A 19,139-nucleotide genomic window follows, 5' to 3' on the forward strand; every position below is an offset into this window, starting at 1 on the left:
CGCCGGCGCGCAGCGGCCGGTCAGGGAGCGGAAGGGAAGGAGGACGCGGCCGGAGAGGCCGACGGAGCGGTGGACGGGGACGCGTACGGATCGGGGACGGGCGCGCTGAGCAGGCCGGGCGCCGTGACCTCGGGCGTCGTCGGCCAAGCGGACAGCGCGACCGGCACAACCGCCTCGAAGGGACGTATCAGCGGGGACATCGCGACGGCACCGGCCATGACGGGCGTGGTCAGGGGGTGACCGGTCTGGTCGTCGGGCCCCGCCGAAGGCGCCGGCAGACCGGGCAGCAGCGGCGCGGAGAGCGCGGTGGACGCCACCGGGGCGTCACCGGGCGATCCCTGGCCCGCGGCCTGGCCGAGCAGCGGCCCGATCAGGCGGCGGCGCTGGGTCTCGGGGGTCGTCGACGATCCCGCGCCCTGGGTGCGGGCCGGGGTGACATTGCTGCCGGTCCCGGAGCCGCCGCGCGCCTCCGTGGTGCTGTCGGGGAAACCGGCCGTGACGCCGCCGAGGGCGACCGCGGCCAGCGACACCGCTCCGGCGGCGACGAACGCGAATCTCAGTCCGCGCGAGGCCGCCCGGTCGGACTCGTGCCGACCGACGTCGTGGATGCGGAAGCCGCGGCCCGGCGCGGAGGGCGCCAGCACCGACGAGGCGTGCGACCGGGAGGGCGCGTAACCGAAGGCGAAGCCCCCGCCCCGCTCGACCCCGAACGCCCCGGTGGTACCGAACCGCCCGGTCAGGTCGGAGAACCCGGACAGCGCGTCGCCGCCAGGCGACGAGCCCGACGAGCCGTCACCGCCGGGGAGCCCCTGGAGGCGTGCCAGGAGGCTCTCGGAGGGGGCGGGGCCGGAGGCCTCGGCGAAGACGTTCTTCAACCGGCGCTGCGCGTCCACTTCCGCCTTGCACTTGGGGCAGGTGGCCACATGCGCCAGCACGCGCTCCCGCGCGTCATGACCGAGCTCGCCGTCCACCAGGGCGGAGAGTCGGTCTCCCAGATGCTGCTCTGCGAGGTGTCCCTCGGATTTCGGCCGTGAACCGCTCACGCGCTCGCGCCCCCTCCTCCCAGTGCGGGAACGCGGGCCATGAAGGAGCGGCGCTCGGCACGCGCCTGAGGCGAGCGGTGCGCGAGGGCCTTGCGCAGCTGGGAGCGGCCCCGGTGGATACGGGAGCGGACCGTGCCGAGCTTGACGCCGAGCGTGGCGGCGATCTCCTCGTAGGACAGTCCCTCGATGTCGCACAGGACGACGGCGGCGCGGAACTCGGGCGCGAGGGTGTCCAGCGCCTGCTGGACGTCGGCGTCGAAGTGCGCGTCGTTGAAGACCTGCTGCGGGGTGGGCTCCCGGCTGGGCAGCCGCTCGGCGGCGTCCTCGCCGAGGGCGTCGAAGCGGATGCGCTGCTTGCGGCGGACCATGTCCAGGAAGAGGTTGGTCGTGATGCGGTGCAGCCAGCCCTCGAAGGTGCCCGGCGTGTAGGTCGACAGGGAGCGGAAGACGCGGACGAAGACCTCCTGGGTGAGGTCCTCGGCGTCGTGCTGGTTGCCCGTCAGGCGGTAGGCGAGCCGGTAGACCCGGCCGCTGTGCGTGCTGACGATCTCCTCCCAGGTGGGCGGAGTCCACGCCTGCCCGTCCGCGTCGGTGGAGAAGGTCGCGGTCCGGTCCTGGCCGGCGGCGCCGGCGGCGTGGCTGTGGTCAGCAGCGGTGTCGTTCACGGATTTCGGCCTGCCCGCCGATCCGAGGAAGCGCCACAGCGCTCCCCGACGGTCCCCGGGCGCGGCCGCACCTCCCCTGTCGGCTCTGGTGGTGTCCAGTGGAGCCCCTACCATAGCCACCTCGCCCGTTAGCTCCGGATAAGCGGTTTTACGAGAATTTGATTCGGGCTGACACGGCTCGTACGGCTGCGTCATCACTTGCTCGGTGTCCCGGTCCGTTCCCTGGTCCATTGCCTGCCCCCGTCGCCGCCCCGCTCGCTCGGTCTTCTCGTCCCCGCCCCTTCAAACGACCGGTCCCATCTGCGGGTTCCCGGCGCCAACGGATACAGTCACGCCGAGGCTTCAACGGGGACAGGAGAGGGTCATTACCGGCAACCGGCAGACGAGCTGGGCGTTCGCCGACGCCTATGTCGCCGAGGACGACGCGCTGCTCTGGGCCCGTGACCGGGCTCACGAGGCGGGCCTGCGCTCGGTGACGCCCGGCACGGGCTCCGCGCTGCGGTTGCTCGCCGCCGCCGTGGACGCCAAGGCGGTCGCGGAGATCGGCACCGGCTGCGGTGTCTCCGGTATCCACCTGCTGCACGGCATGCGGCCGGACGGCGTGCTCACCACGGTCGACCCCGAGCCGGAGCACCAGCAGTTCGCCCGCCAGGCCTTCCGTGCCTCGGGATTCGCCAGCAACCGGGCGCGCTTCATCCCAGGCCGGGCCCTGGACGTCCTGCCCCGCCTCGCGGACGCCGGCTACGACCTCGTCTTCTGCGACGGCGACCGGCTGGAGTACCTCGACTACCTCGCTGAATCGTTGCGTCTGCTGCGGCCGGGCGGCCTGGTCGTCTTCGAGGGCGTCTTCGCCCACGGCCGGACGGTCGACTCCGGACCGCAGCCCACCGAGGTGCTGCGGGTGCGCGAGCTGCTGCGGGCGGTGCGGGAGAGCCAGGAGCTGGTGCCCTCACTGCTGCCGGTGGGCGAGGGCCTGCTGTGCGCGGTGAAGCGGTGAGGACACCCCGGTAGGTCCGTCATGCAGGTCCGTCATGACAGTCGCCCCGGTACCGCGTGCGGTACCGGGGCGACTGGACATGTATGGTCGCTTGCGCGTCAGCCGACGACCTTCTTGAGGGCATCGCCCAGTGCGTCGGCCTCGTCGGGGGTCAGCTCGACGACGAGCCGACCGCCGCCTTCGAGCGGAACGCGCATGACGATGCCCCGCCCCTCCTTGGTCACCTCGAGCGGGCCATCGCCCGTCCGCGGCTTCATGGCCGCCATGCTCGTTCCCCTTCCTGATACCAGTTCATCGTCCAGGCCGACGGCCCACGAGGGCACGCGCAGCCCCGTGCTAGGGACACGCGACACCGGCATCGAACACATTGCTTCCAAGCCATTATCCCGCATCGCAGGACCCGATGACCAACATCGGTCGGCATCGCTTGGACAACGCACGCGAGCAAAACCACTCAATTCGGGGACGGGACTGCGATACTGCGCGCCCGCACGCACTTCCATCGAACAAAGACGAACCGCAATTCTTTGACGGACGTCACACCGCCGCCACGGTCCGAACCCGGTGATCTCCGTCATGCTGTCCCTCGGACAGGACCAGACAGGACCAGGCAGGACCAGGCAGGATCAGGCAGGACCAGCCCAGGACCGGGCAGGACCGGACGACGCGGAGGGGACACACCCATGGCCGACACCGTGCTCTACGAGGTGAGCGACGGACTCGCGACGATCACGCTGAACCGCCCCGAGGCGATGAACGCGCTGAACATCGAGACCAAGGCCGCCCTGCGGGACGCGGCGCGGGCCGCGGCGGACGACGGCGCCGTACGGGCCGTACTGCTCACCGCCGCCGGTGACCGGGCGTTCTGCGTGGGCCAGGACCTCAAGGAGCACATCGGGCTGCTGGCCGCCGACCGTGAGACCGGCTCGGGCCAGACCATGAGCACCGTGCGGGAGCACTACAACCCGATCGTGCGGGCGCTGGCCGAGGCGCCCAAGCCGGTGGTCGCCGCGGTGAACGGGGTGGCGGCGGGGGCGGGCCTCGGCTTCGCGCTCGCGGCGGACTACCGGATCGTCGCGGACACGGCGGCGTTCACCACCTCCTTCGCGGGCGTGGCGCTCACCGCCGACTCCGGGGTCTCCTGGACGCTGCCCCGGGTGATCGGCCCCGGCCGCGCCGCCGACCTGCTGCTCTTCCCGCGCACCGTCACCGCCCAGGAGGCGTACGAGCTGGGCATCGCCAACCGCCTGGTCCCGGCCGGCGAGCTGCGCGCCGAGGCGGAGAAGACCGCCCGCGCGCTGGCCGAGGGGCCGACGGTGGCGTACGCGGCACTGAAGGAGTCGATGGCGTACGGGCTGACGCACTCCCTCGCCGAGACCCTGGAGAAGGAGGACGAGCTGCAGTCGCGGGCGGGCTCCTCGGAGGACCACGGCATCGCGGTGCGGGCGTTCGTGAACAAGGAGAAGCCGACGTACCTGGGCCGGTAGCGCCTGCCCCTCAGGTGCGCCGGGCCACGCAGTCCGCGAGGTGGTCGTCGACCAGTCCGCACGCCTGCATCAGGGCGTACGCGGTCGTCGGACCGACGAAGCGCAGGCCCCGCTTCTTCAGCGCCCTGGCCAGGGCGGTCGACTCGGGGGTGACCGGCGGGACGTCGGCCAGGGTCCTGGGGACCGGCCGGCCCGCCGGGTCGGGGGCGTGGGACCAGATCAGCTCGTCCAGCTCGCCCGGGGCCCAGCCGGCCAGCACCCGGGCGTTGGCGAGGGTCGCGTCGATCTTGGCGCGGTTGCGGATGATCCCGGGGTCGGCGAGCAGCCGCTCGCGGTCCGCACCGGTGAACTCCGCCACCGCGTCGATCTTGAACTCGGCGAACGCGGCGCGGAAGCCGGGCCGGCGGCGCAGGATGGTGATCCAGGACAGGCCGGACTGGAACGCCTCCAGGCTGAGCCGCTCGAACAGCGCGTCGTCGCCGTGGACCGGGCGGCCCCACTCCTCGTCGTGGTACGTGACGTAGTCGGCGGTGGACAGCGCCCAGGGGCAGCGCGGGGCGCCGTCCGGACCGACGGCTGCGGCCCCGGCGCTCAACTGCCCTCCTCCTCGGCCCGCTCCTCCACGAAGGCCCGCTTCTCCACGGGGACGGAGTGGCCCCCGGGAACGGAGTGGCCTCCGGGGACGGAATGGTCCCCGGACCGGGCGCCCGCGAGGGCCGCCTCCAGGTCGGCGATGCGGGCGTCGCGTTCGGCCAGCTCGGCGCCGAGCCGGCCCAGGGCGTCGTCGACGTCGGCCATGCGGTAGCCGCGGAGGGTGAGCGGGAAGCGCAGGTCGTCCACGTCGGCGCGGTGCACCGGCCGCTCGGCGGGCAGCGCGTCGACCAGCCGCTCGGGCGCGGCGTCGGGCAGCGGGCCGCTCTCACCGCCGCCGACCACGGCGAGGGTCACCGCGGCGACCACGACGGCGAGCGCGATGACGAGGAAAAGGAACATAACCACCGCTGGGGCCCCCACGGTCAGTGATCTCGGTGATCGGACGGAGCCGGTACGGAGTCGGTACCGGGTACGTACGGATCGGAGTCGGGTGTGTCAGGTCGATCGTGCCATGCGAGTCTGACAGCCGGGGCCGCAGGCGGTCCGCGACCGGACCGTACACAGGACACACGAAGACTTCCGGAGAAGGAGACACAGGGGATGCTCAGGCTGGGCAGGCGCGTATTCGAGGCGCACGAGCCGGTGATCATGGCGATCGTGAACCGGACCCCCGACTCCTTCTACGACCGGGGCGCCACCTTCCACGACGAGCCGGCGCTGGCGCGCGTGGAGCGGGCCGTCGCCGAGGGGGCCGCGATCATCGACGTCGGCGGGGTGAAGGCCGGTCCCGGCGACGAGGTGAGCGCCGAGGAGGAGGCGCGGCGCACGGTCGGGTTCGTCGCGGAGGTGCGGCGGCGCTTCCCGGACGTCGTGATCAGCGTCGACACCTGGCGGCACGAGGTCGGCGAGGCCGTCTGCGAGGCGGGCGCGGACCTGCTGAACGACGCGTGGGGCGGCGTGGACCCGAAGCTCGCCGAGGTCGCGGCCCGCTACGGCACCGGCCTGGTCTGCACCCACGCCGGGGGCGCCGAGCCGCGCACCCGCCCGCACCGGGTGACGTACGACGACGTCATGGCCGACATCCTGGAGGTGACGCTGGGACTGGCCGAGCGGGCGGTGGCGCTGGGCGTGCCCCGGGAGTCGGTGCTGATCGACCCCGGTCACGACTTCGGCAAGAACACCCGGCACAGCCTGGAGGCGACCCGGCGGCTCGGCGAGATGGCGGCGACCGGCTGGCCGGTGCTGGTCTCGCTGTCCAACAAGGACTTCGTCGGCGAGACCCTGGACCGGCCGGTCAAGGAGCGGCTCATCGGCACCCTGGCGACGACGGCGGTCTCCGCCTGGCTGGGCGCGCAGGTGTACCGGGTGCACGAGGTGGCGGAGACCCGGCAGGTACTGGACATGGTGGCGTCCATCGCCGGCCACCGTCCCCCCGCGGTGGCCCGCCGGGGCCTCGCCTAGCCCACGTCTAGCGCCCGGCCTCCTTGGAGACCAGCGCGACCGCCTCGTCCACGTCGTCCGTCAGGTGGAACAGCAGCAGGTCGGCCTCGGCCGCCTTGCCCTGGGCGATCAGGGTGTTCTTCAGCCAGTCGACCAGGCCGCCCCAGTACTCCGTGCCGAACAGGACGATGGGGAAGCGGGTCACCTTCTGGGTCTGGACCAGGGTGAGGGCCTCGAAGAGTTCGTCGAGGGTGCCGAGGCCGCCGGGCAGGACGACGAAGCCCTGCGCGTACTTGACGAACATCATCTTCCGCACGAAGAAGTAGCGGAAGTTGAGGCCGATGTCGACGTACGGGTTCAGGCCCTGCTCGAAGGGCAGCTCGATGCCGAGGCCGACCGAGGTGCCGCCCGCCTCGGAGGCGCCCTTGTTGGCCGCCTCCATGGCGCCCGGACCGCCGCCGGTGATCACCGCGAAGCCGGCCTCCACCAGGCCGCGGCCCAGGCGGACGCCGGCCTCGTACTCCGGTGAGTCCGCGGGTGTCCGGGCGGAGCCGAAGACGCTGATGGCGGGCGGGAGTTCGGCGAGCGTGCCGAAGCCCTCGATGAACTCCGACTGGATGCGCAGCACCCGCCACGGGTCGGTGTGCACCCAGTCGCTGGGCGCCCGCTCGTCCAGCAGCCGCTGGTCCGTGGTGCTCGGCTTGACCTGGTCCCGCCTGCGCAGGACCGGCCCCGTGCGCTGCTCGTCCGGCGGCTGCTTCTTGCCTTCTGGGTTGCCGGTGGGCATGCGGAGCTCCCTTGCGTCGTGCCGTCGTTCCACCTCAGCGTAGATCCACGCGGGTTACGTCCGGGGTACCTCAGCATGTCCGCCGTGCAGCGGCTCAAACCACGCCCGTGATCAGGCGGTGAGCCATCCGCGCAGGCGTTCCTCACCCGCGAGGATCTTCGCCACCTCGACGCGCTCGTCGCGCTTGTGGGCCAGGTGCGGGTTGCCGGGGCCGTAGTTGACCGCGGGGACACCGAGCGCGGAGAAGCGGGAGACGTCCGTCCAGCCGTACTTCGGCTGCGGGGTGCCGCCCACCGCCTCGATGAAGGCGGCGGCGGCCGGGTGGGAGAGGCCGGGCAGGGCGGCACCGCTGTGGTCGTCGACGACGAACTCCGTCACCCCGCAGTCCGCGAAGACCTCGCGGACGTGGGCAAGGGCCTCCTCGGGCGAACGGTCGGGGGCGTAGCGGAAGTTGACGGTGACCACGCACTCGTCGGGGATCACGTTGCCGGCCACTCCCCCGGAGATCCGGACCGCGTTGAGGCCCTCCCGGTACTCCAGGCCGTCGATCACCGGGTACCGGGGCTCATAGGCGGCCAGCCGGGCCAGGATCGGGGCGGCGGCGTGGATGGCGTTGGAGCCCATCCAGCTCCGCGCGGAGTGCGCGCGCTCGCCCGCGGTCTTCAGCAGCACCCGCAGCGTGCCCTGGCAGCCGCCCTCGACCTGCCCGTCGGAGGGTTCGAGCAGCACCGCGAAGTCGCCCGCCAGCCACTCGGGGTGCGCCTCGGCCACGTGCCCCAGCCCGTTGAGGTCGGCGGCGACCTCCTCGTTGTCGTAGAAGACGAAGGTCAGGTCGCGGTTGGGGGCCGGCACCGTGGCGGCGACGCGCAGCTGTACCGCGACGCCCGCCTTCATGTCGCAGGTCCCGCAGCCCCACAGCACCCCGTCCTCGTCCAGCCGCGAGGGGACGTTGCCGGCGATCGGCACGGTGTCGATGTGCCCGGCGAGGATCACCCGCTCCCCGCGTCCGAGGTCCGTGCGGGCGACGACGTTGTTGCCGTGCCGGTCGACCGTCAGGTGCGGCAGGGCGCGCAGGGCGTCCTCGATCGCGTCGGCGAGCGGCTTCTCGGAGCCGCTGACGGAGGGGAAGTCGACCAGCCGGGCGGTCAGCTCGGCGGCGTTCAGCGAGAGGTCAAGCGGGGTGTCGGCCATGACGTCGACCCTAACCCGCTGCCCTTCGGGACACTCCTCGCGCCTGATCGGGCATCGATCATGCCCTCCAGTACCTTGTACCCCGTGTCACAGCCGCCCCTCACCAGCAAGCGCCGCGGCCGTCTCTTCCGTTTCGGGGCGGCCCTGATGGTGCTGACCGCGCTCGCCGGATACCTCGTGGTGCAGTACCTGACCGCGGGCACCGGCGCGACCGGCTGCACCGTCGTCTCCGCGGCGGACGACGACGAGGAGTACGCGTTCACGCCGGAGCAGGCGGTGAACGCGGCGACCGTCACGGCCGTCGGCACTGCACGCGGGCTGCCCGAAAGGGCGGTGACCATCGCCCTGGCGACCGCGCTCCAGGAGTCGGCGCTGCACAACGTCCGCCACGGCGACCGGGACTCCCTCGGCCTGTTCCAGCAGCGGCCCTCGCAGGGCTGGGGCACCCCGGCCCGGATCATGGACCCGACGTACGCGGCGGGGAAGTTCTACGACCATCTGGTCGACGTGCCCGGCTATACGCGGCTGCCGCTGACCGTCGCCGCCCAGCGGGTGCAGCGCAGCGGTTTCCCCGAGGCGTACGCCAAGCACGAGCCGGACGCCGCGCTGCTCGCCGCCGCCCTGACCGGTCGGTCCGCGGCCACGCTGACCTGCGCGGGACGCCCGGGCGCCGCCCGCGCCGGCGGCCCGGAGGCGGTACGGGCGGCGCTCGTGCGGGACTTCGGGCGCGCGGTGCTGCGGCCGGACCGCGCGGCGGCGGACGCCTCGGCGGTGGCGCTGCCCGCGAAGGCCGCCCGCGCCGTGCGGCATGCGGAGGCCGGAAGGCGGGCGGCGGTGCCGGGCGGCGGTGACGGGCGGACCGTGACGCTGCCGGTGGCCGCCGGGGCCGCTCCGGACGCCGTGCGGAGCGCCAGCGTCCGGCGGCGTGGCTGGCAGCTGGCGCACTGGGCGGTGGCCAACGCCTCGGCGCTGCACATCGAGCGGGTGGTGTACGCGGGGCGGGAGTGGCGCGCGGGGATCGCCGGGAACACGGCCGGCCGGTGGCAGGCGCTGGAGGCGGCCGGGACCCGGGGTGCGGAACGGGGCACCGGGTCGGTCCGGATCGTGACCGCCCAGTAGACCCGGCCCCCAGTGCGAGTCCTCACCCGGGCGGATTATTCGGGCGATGCCCCGGCAGCCGCCCGCTCGCATTTCCTCCCAGTCGCCGGCCGAGGCGCCGAAACCCTTGGGAACACAGGACTGCAAGGGATTCAGCAGACTTTCCGACCGGGCTCTTTTGCCCGTTTTCCTCCGCACTCGATAATGCGACACATTGCCAACTCTTTACGTTCTGCCGCCGCAACCTTCGCGGCCTTCGAGCGGTAGTCACTGCGTCCGAGAGGACCCCACCACCGTTGACATTCCGTCGAAGGAGCATCATGTCCCTCCCCCTGACCCGCCGGATCGCCCGTGCCGCGCTGCTCGTCGCTGCGGGAGCGGCTGCCGGGGTCGGTGCGGCCGGCTCCGCCAGCGCGGCCCCGGAGCTGCCCGCCGCCCCGAACCTCAGCGGGCTGAGCGCCCTGGACGGGGCGAACGTGGGCAACACCGTGGACTCCGCGGCCCAGAAGGTCACCAAGACCGCGGGTGAGTCCGGCGGCAAGGCCGTGAAGAAGGCCGTGCCGGCCGCGGGCAAGACCGGTGGCTCGGTCGTCAAGAAGGCCACCCCGGCCGCGCAGAAGGCCGCCGGGGACACGGCGGGCTCCACCGGTGACCTCATCGGCGAGACCGCCCGCACCCTGCCGGCCCCCTCCGTCGGCAAGGGCCTGCCGCTGGGCGGCTGACATCCGCTTCGCGCCATGACGGAGGGGCCCGGGGGAACACTCCCCCGGGCCCCTCCGTCGTCGTTGCCGGCCGAGGCCGTCAGGACAGCCGTGCCACCGCCGCGCGGACGCGCTCGTCCGTCGCCGTCAGGGCGACACGTACGAAACGGTCGCCCGCCGGGCCGTAGAAGTCGCCCGGGGCGACCAGGATGCCCAGCTCCGCCAGGTGGGAGACGGTGTCCCAGCAGGACTCGTCGCGCGTGGCCCACAGGTAGAGGCCGGCCTCGCTGTGCTCGATGCGGAAGCCGTGGCCGAGCAGCGCGGTACGCAGGGCGGTGCGGCGGGCCGCGTACCGCTCACGCTGGACGCGGACGTGCTCGTCGTCGCCGAGGGCGGCCACCACGGCCGCCTGGGTCGGCGCGGACGTCATCATGCCGCCGTGCTTGCGGATCTCCAGGAGCGGGCCGAGGACCGCCGGGTCGCCGGCCAGAAAGGCGGCCCGGTAGCCGGCCAGGTTGGACCGCTTGGAGAGCGAGTGCACGGCCACCAGACCGTCGTACGAGCCGCCGTTGACGTCCGGGTGCAGGACCGAGACCGGGTCGGCCTCCCAGCCCAGCTCCAGGTAGCACTCGTCGGAGACGACCAGCACGCCGTGCTCGCGGGCCCAGGCGACGATCCGGGTCAGGTCGGCCTTGGAGAGGACCTTCCCCGTCGGGTTGGACGGGGAGTTGAGCCACAGCAGCCGCAGGCCCGCCGGGTCCAGCTCGGTCGGATCGTCGTAGGCGACGTACTCGGCGCGGGCCAGGCGGGCGCCGACCTCGTACGTCGGGTAGGCCAGGCGCGGGAAGGCCACCGTGTCGCCGGGGCCGAGGCCCAGCTGGGTGGGGAGCCAGGCGACGAGTTCCTTGGAGCCGACGATCGGCAGGACGTGGCGGTGCGTGACGTCCCGGGCGCCGAGCCGGCGCCCGACCCAGCCGGTGATCGCGTCGCGCAGTGCCGGGGTGCCCCAGACGGTCGGGTAGCCCGGGGAGTCGGCCGCGTCGACCAGGGCCTTCTGGATCAGCTCGGGGACCGGGTCGACCGGGGTGCCGACGGACAGGTCGACGATGCCGTCCGGGTGCGCGGCGGCCGTCTTCTTGTACGGCTCCAGCTTGTCCCAGGGGAAGGTGGGAAGGCGGTCGCGCAGCGACTCCTTGGAAGGGTGGCGGCGGGCGACGGGCGGGCGGTCGGAGACTGCGGACACGGTTACTGGCTCACTTTCGTCGTACGGCAAACGCCTCGGCCCCGTCCGGCACCGATCAGGGACGATCAGGCCGTACGGGACCGAGGCGGCGCGGGTGTGCGGGCCGCTGCTACTGGTTCTGCGGCGGCAGCGCGGCGACGAAGGGGTGGTCGCGCTCGATCAGACCCAGCTTGCTGGCGCCGCCGGGCGAACCCAGCTCGTCGAAGAACTCGACGTTCGCCTTGTAGTAGTCCTTCCACTCCTCCGGAGTGTCGTCCTCGTAGAAGATCGCCTCGACCGGGCAGACCGGCTCACAGGCACCACAGTCGACGCATTCGTCCGGGTGGATGTACAAGGACCGCTGGCCCTCGTAGATGCAGTCGACCGGGCACTCCTCGATACACGCCTTGTCCTTGACGTCGACACAAGGCTGCGCGATGACGTAGGTCACGCTGTCGTTCCTCCTCGATACGGGCGCTGGCGGGCCTCCTCAGGCTCCGCCGCCTGGCGCGCGGGAGCGCGGCGTCGTCGATGCCCGCCTCTAGTATCTCCGTTCTTGGGCATGATCCGAACAGGAGGGGTGAACCGACCCGTGGAAATCTCCGGCGCTGGGCGTCTGAAGGTCCGTATCACCACCGCTGACGTGGGGAAACGCGTCTCGGTGCGGCGGTGGACGGAAGACGACGCGCCGGGTGGGAGGTTCACGGACACGGTCGGCGTTCTCACATCCTGGGACGATGGTGTGCTGCTGATCACACGCAAGACCGGCGAGACCGTCCGGATCGGTGAATCCTCGCTGGTCGCGGGCAAAGTGGTGCCTTCCGCTCCGGCCCGTCGCCGGGGCCCCGCCGCCTCCTACGAGGAGCTGGCGCGGGTCGCCTCCCGGGGCTGGCGGCCGGTGGAGAGCGAGCGGCTGGGCGAGTGGGAGCTGCGGGCCGCGTCCGGGTTCACCCGGCGGGCCAACTCCGTGCTCCCGCTGGGCGATCCGGGACTTCCGCTCGACGACGCGCTGACCGCCGTACGGCGCTGGTACGGCGATCGCGGCCTGCCCGCGTACGTCCAGACCGCCACCGGGGCCGAGGGCACGCAGGAGGCGCTCTGCGTGGAGCTGGAGGAGCGGGGCTGGACGCGGGAGGTCAGCGCCGAGCTGTGGACCGGGAACCTGGCGCCGGTCGCCGACCGGGCCGAGGGCGCGGGGGTCACGCTCTCCCGGACGGCGGACGAGGCGTGGCTCGCGCGGTACCAGCGCACAGGTGTGAGCGGGGTCGCGCTGGAGGTGCTGGGCGCCGGTCCGTCGGTGTGGTTCGCGACCGTGCCCGGTGCCGGGGCGGGCGAGCCGCCGGCCGCGATCGGGCGGTGTGTCGTGGACGGGCGCTGGGCCGGGTTCGCGGCCGTCGAGGTGGACCCCGCGCTACGGCGCCGGGGGCTGGCCGGCGAGGTGATGGCCGCGCTGGCCCGGCGGGCGCTGGCGGAGGGCGCGTCGGCGGCCTGGCTCCAGGTCGAGACGGACAACGCCGGGGCCCGGGCGCTGTACACCGGGCTGGGCTTCGCCGCGCACCACGCCTACCACCACTACCGGGCGCCGGGCGGCTCCTGAGCGGACCCCGGCGGACCCGGACCGGTAACCGATCGCTGTGAGAGGGCACTACCCAGCCATGTGTTCCCCCACTCCCCCGTCCCCGGAACGCGCCGCCGGACTGCGGCGCCGGTTCGCCGAGGAGGCCCGGTCCGACCGGCCCGACCTGGCCACGCTGTGCCTGCTGGTGGGCGCGGTCGCGGACGGCTCCCTGGACGAGGCGGGCATCGACGCCGCGCAGTCGGAACTGGACCGGCTGGCCGGACAGCTCCCGTTCCGGCCCGGCGGGCCGCACGCCTGGGCGGTGGCGCTGCGCGAGCTGCTCGGCGAGGGCCACGGGTTCGGCGGCTCGGCCGCGGACTACCGGCGGCTGGAGTCGTCGCTGCTGCACCGGGTGCTGGAGCGGCGGCGAGGACTGCCGATCCTGCTGTCGGTGGTGTGGATCGAGGTGGCGCGGCGGGCGGGGGCGCCGGTGTACGGGGTGGCGCTGCCGGGGCACTTCGTGGTCGGGTTCGGGGCGGGGGCGGAGCTGGTGCTCGCCGATCCGTTCGGCGGGGGCCGGGTGCTGTCCGGGACGGACGCGGAGCTTCTGGTGGCCGGGGCGACGGGGGTGCCGTTGCGGCCGTCGATGCTGGGGCCGGCCGATCCGCTGGACGTCGTACTGCGGATCCTGAACAACGTACGGGCGTGGGCGGCGCCGCGGCCCGAGCGGTCGGACGTGGCGCTGTGGGCGGTGGAGCTGTCCCTGCTGCTGCCGTCGCATCCGGCGCGGCTGCGGTACGAGCGGGCTCGGCTGCTGGTGGGGCGGGGGGAGTTCCTGGCGGGGGCGGCGGAGCTGGAGGCCTACGCGGAGATCGTGGGGGCGGTGGACCCGGCCGCCGGGGAGCGGCTGCGGGGCGAGGCGGCGGCAGCGCGGGCCATGCTGAACTAGCGGCTCGGACCGTGTGGCGATCCCGCACCCCTTCCGGAGGGCGCCCAGTGGGCGCCCTCCGGACAGGTCAGCTCGGGTTGGTGTCGATCACCGCGACGCGGTCGGTCCTGCTCAGCAGGGCCTGGCGCAGGGCGCCGTAGACGTCCTCGGGGGTGACCTCGGTCTTCTCGCCGTTGGCGCGGGCGATGAGGACGCCGTCGAAGGTCTGGCCGTAGAGCTCTTCGAGCGCGTCCAGGTCGGGCTTGTCGACCAGCTTGCCGTTGACGGCCGTGACCCGGAGGAACTTCCACAGCGAGTTCTGCGGGCTCATCTCGATGGTGTGCGCCGCGTCGGTCTGCACGACCACGTTGGCCGACATGGCCGGCTCGGCGAACTCCTTCATCTCCCGGTCGACCTCGGCCTTGGTGATCTCGGGCTGCTTGGCGGTGGTGGCGACCTTCACGGCGGCGGAGGAGCCGGTCTCGACCTGGGTGCGGTACGCCTGTGTGACCGCGTCGGCCGACTTCTCCGCGTCGATGCCCTGGCCCGCCTTCGGGTACACGGCCACGGCCTTGCCGGACTTGAACTCGATCGTGCCCTCGGTCATGGAGCCGGATCCGCCGGCCGCGTCTTCCAGCGCGGCCTGGAGCTTCTCCTCGTCGACCGGCATCACGGGGTTGACGACCCGGTGGTTGCCGAAGAGCGCGGCGATCACGGTGACCGGGTTGTAGTCGCTCTGCGCGGCGATGTCGACGGTGGCCTGGGTGTCGAACTGGAGCCCCGCCTGGTCCGGCTTGAGCGAGACGGTCTCGCCGTCGACGGTGAGCTTCAGCTCCTTGTTCACCCGCTTCTCGAAGGTGGCGTCGAGCTTCTCGACGGCGTCGTCCCGGGTGCTGTCGCCGATGTCGACGCCGAGCACGGTGGTGCCCTTGGGGACGTCGGAGTGGTTCATCAGCAGTCCGGCGCCGTAGACCAGACCGCCGACGACGATCACGGCACCGACGAGCAGGGGGAGCTTCCTGCGGCCCTTCTTCTTGGCCGGCGCGGGCTTCGCGGCGGCGGCCGGTGCTGCCGCGGCGGCGGGCTCCGGACGCGCCGGGGGCGTCTGCGCCGACGGTCCGCCGACGGGGCCGCCGCCCTGGAACGGTACGGAGGTGTCGCCGGGCACGACCGGGATGCCGCTGGTGACGGTGTTGCCGGAGACGTTGTCCCGGTTGCCGAAGGGGATGCCGCCCTGGGGTTCGGGGGCCGGCGTCTGCGGGGTGAGGATCGCCGTGTCGTCGCTCAGTCCGGCGCCGGGGGCGGTGGGGGTGCCGAGGGGGTCGGGGGCCGCGGAGGTGTTCGGGCCGGTCGTCGCGCCCAGGCCGCCCATGATGCCGCCGGGGCCCGCCGGGCGGGGGCCGCCACCCGGTGCGCCGGGGGCGCGCAGGCCGCCGGGGGTGCCGGGGCCGGCGGGACCGCGGAGGCCGCCGGAATCGTCGAGGCCGCCGGGTACGCCGGGTACGCCAGGTACGCCGTGGGAGCCCTGGCCGCCGAAACCGTCCGGCCCGCCCTGGCCGCTCCGCCCGCCCGGTCCGGCCTGTCCGCCCGGTCCGGCCGGACCCGTCGCTGACGTCAGGGGTCCGTCGCCGGTCACCGGTCCGCCCGTCGGGCCCGCGGGGCCGCGCGACGCGTCGGAGCCACCGGAAACCCCGTCACCGGAACCGGGCTCGGAGAAGTACGGCAGGTCGTCGCGGCGCGGCTCCGGTCCGGCGCCCGGGCGGGAGCCGTCGCCCAGGGGGCCGGCGGCCAGCGCCTCGGTCACGTCGAAGGAACCGGTACCGCCGCCGTGTCCGGGCGCGACGGGTCCGCCGGTCGCCCCGGCGCCGCCCGTGGCGGACGACCGGGAGCCGCCCGGCGCGCTCATGGAACCGACCACACCGCCGGGCCGTCCGGCACCGGCACCCGCGGCCCCGCCGCCCGGAGCCGCGGCACCCGCGCCCGAACCACCGGGCGTACCCGCTCCCTTGCCGGCCCCGCCGCCCTGACCGCCCTTGGCCGCCGCGGACTTGCGGGGCGCGAACCAGTCACTGGTCGGCTTCTCCCGACCGGACGCACCGGACGCACCGGCCCCACCGGACCCGGTGGAGCCGCCGCCGGAACCGGCGGAACCCGCAGCCCCAACAGCCCCGGCAGCCCCGGCGGTACCGCCGAGCCCGACCGAACCGACCGGACCGGACGGACCGGACGGCCCCGACAGACCCGACGGCCCGGAACGCCCGCCGCCGGGTCGGGCGGGCTCGCCAGGGGCCTCGACGGTCCGCGTGGGCGCGTCCAGTACCGGAGCCTCGGCCTCCGGCTCGCCCGCGCCGTCCTCGGCACCACCGACCGGCTTGCGCATCACCACGGGCGGGATCGGCCGCGACCCGGGGATGTTGATCCGGATCCGGGTGGTCAGCGTCGTCTCGGTCTTGCGCTCGTCCGGCCGCGAGGCCGAACGTCCCGCGTCCGCACCGGCGTCGGGCCCCGTCGGCGTCCCGTAGGGCGGCGTACCCGACGGATACGCGGCCGAGCCGCGCCCGTGGGGTCCGGAGGACGGAGTGTCAGTTTCACGACTCAAGGCAGGTTCTCCCGGTTGGCTCCGCCGCCCGGCGCACCTTCACAGCGGGCGGCTCGGCGGCGCGCACCACCATACTGGCCGCTGTTCACGCGCATCCCGAGACCGCCGGGGAAACCCACACCGGACCCGCACCCGCGCGCGGCGGCGAAGTAGTACGTCACTTGCCAAGTCGGACGGCGCCGCCGTCCGGTTGCCGCACGGGCGCGAGGGTGGCACAGATCACAGCCACGGCGATGCCCCCGAGCAGGAAGAGGTACGAGCCGCTCCCGGCGGCGAAGACGAAGTCGCCCTCCGGTCTGCTGGCGGTGAGGAACATGACCGCGACCGCCCAGCCGGCGGCGGGCGCGACGGCCCCGCCCCGGCGGCCCACGGCACGGGCGGCGCCCACGCAGAGTCCGGCCTCGGCGACGAGGGCGAGCAGCAGCCCGCCCGGGAACCACGCGGGCTGCACCAGTGCCCCGGCCGCCCCGGTCAGCGCGCCGAGCACGAGAAGTCCCAGGTAGAGGGCGGCGGTCCCGAGGGACGGCGGGCGCAGCGGCTGGGCGAGCACCGAGGTCTGCCCGGTCCGCGCGTTCCGGTCGCTCACGACGCCTCCTCGGTCCCCGCGAACAGGTCGGTCGCGCGCCCGCCCGGCGCCCAGGCGCCCACCGGTTCGTAGTACTCCGTGGTGAACAGCGGCTGGGCCAGCGCGTTGGAGAGGGCGAAGTACGGTTCGGCGACCTCGATCTGGGTGGCGTGCGCCCGCATGGCGGCGGCCTTGGCGGCGGCGTACGGGGTGCCGTCGGCGATGATCTCGACGCCGATCCGCTCGTCCTCGACGACGCCCGGTACGTCGTCGATGGCGGCGGCCTTGTCGAAGGGGAGGCCGGGCAGCTCCTCGCCGAGCCGCGCGAAGGCGTCCTCGGCGGCCGGGCGCGGGACGCGGTTCCAGTAGATCCGGGCGATGCCGTGGCCGGCCTCGGCGGCCAGTTCGGCGGCGCGCATGGCGACGCGGTGGGCCTGGATGTGGTCGGGGTGTCCGTAGCCGCCGTCGGGGTCGTAGGTGACGAGGACCTGGGGCCGTACCTCCCGGATGACGTCGACCAGGAGCGCGGCGGCCTCGTCGACGTCCGCCTGCCAGAAGCAGCCGGGGTCGTCGTTGTCGGGCAGTCCCATCATCCCGGAGTCGGCGAACCGGCCCGGTCCACCGAGCAGCCGGAAGTCCGTCACGCCGAGCGCGCCCATCGCTGCCCGCAGCTCACCGAGCCGGTGCTGCCCGAGGGCGGCCCCGCTCAGGTGCGCCAGCTCGGGCGGGATGACCTCGCCCCGCTCCCCGAGCGTGCAGGTCACCAACGTCACGTGGGCGCCCTCGGCCGCGTACTTGGCCATGGTGGCGCCGTTGTTGATCGACTCGTCGTCCGGGTGCGCGTGCACCAGCAGCAGACGCCGGGAGGGCAGTTCCGTCATGGGCTCCACCCTACGAGGGGTTTTCCACAGGCCGGGACACGGCGCGGGCTTCTCCCTCTACCGTGCTGTGTGACTGATCGGACACGGACGGTGACCGGAGGGGTGGATGTCGGAGGACGACGAGGCGAGCTGGGCGGTGGACCCGGACGACGAGTGGGGCATGGCCGTCATCGCGACGGTCGGACGCCAGCTGAAGCTGCGGCGCGAGGCAGCGGGGATGCGGGCGGCCGACTTCGCGGCGGCGATGGGGTACGGGGAGGATCTGGTCTACAAGGTGGAGGGCGGGAGGCGGATCCCGAGGCCCGGGTACCTGGAGAAGGCGGACCGCGTACTGGACGCGGGCGGACTGGTCGCCGCGATGCGGCAGGACGTGGCCAAGGTCCGGTACCCGAAGAACGTACGGGACTTGGCCAAGCGGGAGGAGAAGGCGGTCGAGCTCCTGCTCTACGATCCCCTCCACATCCACGGTCTCCTTCAGACGCCGGAGTACGCGCGTGCACTGTTCCGCATGCGGCGACCGATGTACGCGGTGGAGGAGATGGAGCGAGGAGTGGCGGCGCGCATGGCCCGGAAGTCGGTCTTCGAGCGGGACCCCGCGCCCGACTTCAGCTTCGTGCAGGACGAGTGGGCCCTTCGGCGGCCGCTCGGCGGCAAGGAGGTGCTGCGCGGGCAGCTCGAACACCTCCTGGAGGCCGGGCGGTTGCCGACCGTGGAGATCCAGGTGATGCCGATGGACCGCGAAGAGCACGCCGGGGTGGACGGCGGCATCGAAATCATGAAGTTCGAGGACGGTACATCGGTGGGCCGCTCGCCAGGCTTCAGCTACGGCCGCCCCGTCAGCGAGCCCAAACAGCTCCGTATCCTTGAGCTGCGCTATGGCATCATCCGCGGGCAGGCTCTCACGCCGCGTGAGTCGGCCGCCTTCATCGAAGACCTGCTGGGGGAGACATGACCCGCACCGCCTCCGACCTCGCCTGGTTCAAGAGCAGCTACAGCAGCGGCGCCGAGACGGACTCCTGCGTCGAGATAGCCACAACCCCCGGCAGAGTCCACGTACGCGACTCGAAGCACCGGGACGCCATCGGCCCGTGCCTCGCCATCGCGCCGCAGGCATGGGCGGCGTTCGTCACCGCCCAAGCCTCCTGAGGCATCGGCCGGTCAGAAGCTGATGCTGCCGATCATGCCGGCGATGTTCGACGTCAGTTCGCTGATCGTGGGGGCGATCGTGGAGGAGGCGAGGTAGAAACCCAAGAGCATGCAGACAACCGCATGCCCCGCCTTCAGTCCGGACTTCCTGATCAGCAGGAAGACGATGATCGCCAGCAGCACCACCGCCGAAATCGAGAGTGCCACGGCGGCTCACCTCCAAAGAACCCAGGGACA

At 73.3% G+C, this 19,139-nt stretch carries 22 protein-coding genes; 9 read left to right on the top strand and 13 right to left on the bottom strand.

The genetic code is table 11. The annotated features are described in order from the left end of the window. Positions 1-20 precede the first annotated feature (20 nt). Positions 21-1,043: an anti-sigma factor family protein gene (locus ACIQR3_RS01085; protein ID WP_403532555.1), complete on the bottom strand. Its 1,023-nt coding sequence runs from the start codon at positions 1,041-1,043 to the stop codon at positions 21-23. Continuing rightward, complete coding sequence (gene sigE / locus ACIQR3_RS01090) at positions 1,040-1,822, bottom strand: RNA polymerase sigma factor SigE (protein WP_403532557.1); 783 nt, start codon at positions 1,820-1,822, stop codon at positions 1,040-1,042. Before sigE ends, ACIQR3_RS01085 begins: the two co-directional genes overlap by 4 nt. A 184-nt stretch (positions 1,823-2,006) precedes the next feature. Here sigE and ACIQR3_RS01095 point away from each other — a divergent pair, with 184 nt between their 5' ends. After that, positions 2,007-2,705 (top strand): O-methyltransferase, encoded by a 699-nt coding sequence (locus ACIQR3_RS01095; RefSeq protein WP_403533924.1) that lies wholly within the window; start codon positions 2,007-2,009, stop codon positions 2,703-2,705. 98 nt (positions 2,706-2,803) lie between these two features. On the opposite strand, the gene ACIQR3_RS01100 is transcribed toward ACIQR3_RS01095, so the two are convergent. After that, complete coding sequence (locus ACIQR3_RS01100; protein WP_003966491.1) at positions 2,804-2,971, bottom strand: DUF3117 domain-containing protein; 168 nt, start codon at positions 2,969-2,971, stop codon at positions 2,804-2,806. A 417-nt stretch (positions 2,972-3,388) separates the two neighbouring features. Here ACIQR3_RS01100 and ACIQR3_RS01105 point away from each other — a divergent pair, with 417 nt between their 5' ends. Then, positions 3,389-4,192 (top strand): enoyl-CoA hydratase/isomerase family protein, encoded by an 804-nt coding sequence (locus ACIQR3_RS01105; protein WP_403532559.1) that lies wholly within the window; start codon positions 3,389-3,391, stop codon positions 4,190-4,192. A gap of 10 nt (positions 4,193-4,202) precedes the next feature. Here ACIQR3_RS01105 and ACIQR3_RS01110 read toward each other — a convergent pair whose 3' ends face one another. Together ACIQR3_RS01110 and ACIQR3_RS01115 are read right to left on the bottom strand one after the other, a co-directional pair. Continuing rightward, complete coding sequence (locus tag ACIQR3_RS01110) at positions 4,203-4,787, bottom strand: DNA-3-methyladenine glycosylase I (RefSeq protein WP_403532561.1); 585 nt, start codon at positions 4,785-4,787, stop codon at positions 4,203-4,205. Next, entirely contained in the window at positions 4,784-5,185 is a 402-nt protein-coding gene (locus ACIQR3_RS01115; protein ID WP_403532563.1) for a DivIVA domain-containing protein, read from the bottom strand. Before ACIQR3_RS01115 ends, ACIQR3_RS01110 begins: the two co-directional genes overlap by 4 nt. A gap of 201 nt (positions 5,186-5,386) precedes the next feature. On the opposite strand from ACIQR3_RS01115, the gene folP reads away from it, so the two are divergent. Further along, the gene (gene folP, locus ACIQR3_RS01120) at positions 5,387-6,247 is read left to right on the top strand and encodes a dihydropteroate synthase (protein ID WP_215174410.1); all 861 of its coding nucleotides are present in this window, start codon (positions 5,387-5,389) and stop codon (positions 6,245-6,247) included. Between the two features lie 7 nt (positions 6,248-6,254). Here the strand turns inward: folP and ACIQR3_RS01125 are convergent, their stop codons facing one another. Beyond that, a complete protein-coding gene (locus ACIQR3_RS01125; protein WP_215174409.1) occupies positions 6,255-7,013 on the bottom strand; it encodes a TIGR00730 family Rossman fold protein in 759 nt (252 codons plus the stop codon). A gap of 111 nt (positions 7,014-7,124) precedes the next feature. After that, entirely contained in the window at positions 7,125-8,204 is a 1,080-nt protein-coding gene (gene dapE / locus ACIQR3_RS01130) for a succinyl-diaminopimelate desuccinylase (protein ID WP_403532564.1), read from the bottom strand. A 147-nt stretch (positions 8,205-8,351) separates the two neighbouring features. Here dapE and ACIQR3_RS01135 point away from each other — a divergent pair, with 147 nt between their 5' ends. Together ACIQR3_RS01135 and ACIQR3_RS01140 are read left to right on the top strand one after the other, a co-directional pair. Continuing rightward, positions 8,352-9,323 carry a heavy metal transporter gene (locus ACIQR3_RS01135; protein ID WP_403533927.1) on the top strand — a complete coding sequence of 324 codons (972 nt, stop codon included), beginning with the start codon at positions 8,352-8,354 and terminating at the stop codon, positions 9,321-9,323. A gap of 299 nt (positions 9,324-9,622) precedes the next feature. Further along, on the top strand, positions 9,623-10,024 hold the full coding sequence (locus ACIQR3_RS01140; protein ID WP_403532566.1) for an ATP-binding protein: 402 nt from the start codon (positions 9,623-9,625) through the stop codon (positions 10,022-10,024). A 79-nt stretch (positions 10,025-10,103) separates the two neighbouring features. Here the strand turns inward: ACIQR3_RS01140 and ACIQR3_RS01145 are convergent, their stop codons facing one another. Together ACIQR3_RS01145 and fdxA are read right to left on the bottom strand one after the other, a co-directional pair. Next, positions 10,104-11,246, bottom strand: coding sequence for a bifunctional succinyldiaminopimelate transaminase/glutamate-prephenate aminotransferase (locus ACIQR3_RS01145; RefSeq protein ID WP_403532568.1), 1,143 nt, complete (start codon positions 11,244-11,246; stop codon positions 10,104-10,106). Positions 11,247-11,355: 109 nt separating this feature from the next. Then, positions 11,356-11,676 (bottom strand): ferredoxin, encoded by a 321-nt coding sequence (fdxA, locus tag ACIQR3_RS01150; RefSeq protein ID WP_003973842.1) that lies wholly within the window; start codon positions 11,674-11,676, stop codon positions 11,356-11,358. Positions 11,677-11,817: 141 nt separating this feature from the next. On the opposite strand from fdxA, the gene ACIQR3_RS01155 reads away from it, so the two are divergent. Next, on the top strand, positions 11,818-12,822 hold the full coding sequence (locus ACIQR3_RS01155; protein WP_403532570.1) for a GNAT family N-acetyltransferase: 1,005 nt from the start codon (positions 11,818-11,820) through the stop codon (positions 12,820-12,822). A 58-nt stretch (positions 12,823-12,880) separates the two neighbouring features. Next, positions 12,881-13,732, top strand: a complete 852-nt coding sequence (locus ACIQR3_RS01160; RefSeq protein ID WP_403532572.1) for a tetratricopeptide repeat protein — start codon at positions 12,881-12,883, stop codon at positions 13,730-13,732. 67 nt (positions 13,733-13,799) lie between these two features. Here the strand turns inward: ACIQR3_RS01160 and ACIQR3_RS01165 are convergent, their stop codons facing one another. The 3 genes from ACIQR3_RS01165 to mshB form a co-directional block, all read right to left on the bottom strand. Then, entirely contained in the window at positions 13,800-16,310 is a 2,511-nt protein-coding gene (locus tag ACIQR3_RS01165) for a hypothetical protein (protein ID WP_403532573.1), read from the bottom strand. A gap of 157 nt (positions 16,311-16,467) precedes the next feature. After that, positions 16,468-16,896, bottom strand: a complete 429-nt coding sequence (locus ACIQR3_RS01170; protein ID WP_403532575.1) for a DUF6113 family protein — start codon at positions 16,894-16,896, stop codon at positions 16,468-16,470. After that, positions 16,893-17,756 carry an N-acetyl-1-D-myo-inositol-2-amino-2-deoxy-alpha-D-glucopyranoside deacetylase gene (mshB, locus tag ACIQR3_RS01175; protein WP_403532577.1) on the bottom strand — a complete coding sequence of 288 codons (864 nt, stop codon included), beginning with the start codon at positions 17,754-17,756 and terminating at the stop codon, positions 16,893-16,895. The genes ACIQR3_RS01170 and mshB overlap by 4 nt, the downstream gene beginning before the upstream one ends. Before the next feature lie 106 nt (positions 17,757-17,862). Here mshB and ACIQR3_RS01180 point away from each other — a divergent pair, with 106 nt between their 5' ends. Together ACIQR3_RS01180 and ACIQR3_RS01185 are read left to right on the top strand one after the other, a co-directional pair. Further along, entirely contained in the window at positions 17,863-18,708 is an 846-nt protein-coding gene (locus ACIQR3_RS01180; protein ID WP_403532579.1) for a helix-turn-helix domain-containing protein, read from the top strand. Beyond that, positions 18,705-18,902 carry a DUF397 domain-containing protein gene (locus ACIQR3_RS01185; RefSeq protein WP_403532580.1) on the top strand — a complete coding sequence of 66 codons (198 nt, stop codon included), beginning with the start codon at positions 18,705-18,707 and terminating at the stop codon, positions 18,900-18,902. The genes ACIQR3_RS01180 and ACIQR3_RS01185 overlap by 4 nt, the downstream gene beginning before the upstream one ends. Positions 18,903-18,914: 12 nt before the next feature. On the opposite strand, the gene ACIQR3_RS01190 is transcribed toward ACIQR3_RS01185, so the two are convergent. After that, positions 18,915-19,109 carry a hypothetical protein gene (locus ACIQR3_RS01190; RefSeq protein WP_189415312.1) on the bottom strand — a complete coding sequence of 65 codons (195 nt, stop codon included), beginning with the start codon at positions 19,107-19,109 and terminating at the stop codon, positions 18,915-18,917. Between the last annotated feature and the right edge of the window lie 30 nt (positions 19,110-19,139).

The organism is Streptomyces sp. NPDC090994, assembly GCF_044768905.1.
GTDB lineage: Bacteria > Actinomycetota > Actinomycetes > Streptomycetales > Streptomycetaceae > Streptomyces.